Source organism: Vibrio sp. 03_296 (genome assembly GCF_002265885.1).
Genome location: NZ_NPKW01000925.1, coordinates 1 through 1,176, shown reverse-complemented (window position 1 = coordinate 1,176; position 1,176 = coordinate 1). Strand labels below are relative to the sequence as shown.

General features: G+C 38.0%; 2 protein-coding genes and 1 pseudogene. All 3 read right to left on the bottom strand.

All coding sequences use genetic code 11. The annotated features are described in order from the left end of the window. Positions 1 to 300: contractile injection system protein, VgrG/Pvc8 family (locus CIK04_RS34725; protein ID WP_325205975.1), on the bottom strand; the 300-nt coding region annotated here is incomplete at its 3' end. A gap of 10 nt (positions 301 to 310) precedes the next feature. Then, the gene (locus CIK04_RS34720; protein ID WP_325205974.1) at positions 311 to 658 is read right to left on the bottom strand and encodes a contractile injection system protein, VgrG/Pvc8 family; all 348 of its coding nucleotides are present in this window, start codon (positions 656 to 658) and stop codon (positions 311 to 313) included. A gap of 150 nt (positions 659 to 808) precedes the next feature. Beyond that, positions 809 to 1,176 (bottom strand): annotated as a pseudogene (locus CIK04_RS28885) (type VI secretion system tube protein Hcp); the annotation flags it as partial.

Genomic DNA, 1,176 nt, shown 5'->3' with positions numbered 1-1,176 from the left:
TGTATTGTTGGGGTGTGAAGCTGGCTTTTTCATGTCATAACCACTTTTGTGACTACGCATGATCACCATCGATTGAGCTTCATGCCACGAAGAGATATGGCCCAACTCTGCGGTACCTGAATTGAAATCAATTAAAAACTCAGCACCTGGCTTGTAATAGCTGGCATCATCAAATATCTCGATCACATGTGAAGATTTAGTATGGCTGAAACAGAACGACAGCCCTTCCTCAGATAAGAGTCTTTTAACAAACTGTAGATCCGATTCTTCGTACTGAACTTTGTAGTTATAGCTTGGCATAGCTTTTCGGTCAGAGAAAAAGAAAAGTCGACGCCATGCTCACCAATAAATTAATGTAAATAATTTCTTTTATATCTTTATTTTGAAAATTCTGCTGTTGAATTTTGTAGTTCGCAAAATTCAATTTTGGCACAACAACAAGCTCAATATTTTTGTAGTTTTCACCATCTTCAAATTTGGTCACTCGACTTCCTGCTAGTGTCGCCTTTGCAACAAACCCATGGAAGTATCTCGGTTCCAACAGCACTTGGCTGTTATTATCCATTTTGATAATAACTGGCTGACCCACGATTTGATTCAGTTCGCCTTTTTGACCATTAAAATAAGCATAAACTCGCAATGAAAATAGCTCTGACATTTCTTCTCTATATTCAAAAGAATTGAGAATAMTCGCATCTTTCCCATAAGGCGTGGAAATATTTATAAATTTATTATCTTGATGTTGCTTTTTTCATTACAAACTTCTTTATAAACAAATAAGGAGGGCACTTTCGAACCCTCCAAATGATTACATTTGTTGACCTTTAACACCGCTGTAACCGTATACCAACGAGCAGATGTGTGTTTTGTCATCAGTAGCGTCACAGTCATCATCATCTCTGTGTAAGAGATCGTGATTGTTCATTGAACGGGTCTCTTGAATTGACACTGCATAGTTAGAAATTCATGGCAGTCAGTTAGTTGAATTTTCAATGATTTCTTCGATTTYCTCACCCTGCTTAGTAGATATGGAATACAGCGGGTTTGCCCTTACCAATCGTGGCTTCTTTGAACAGATCTGGGGATGCTTTGTCTTGAAGTKTKGTAATGGTCATATCGTAAAGACGAGTAGAGCTTGCTTCACGATCCATTGCGGTACCAGTATAAGAAGAAATT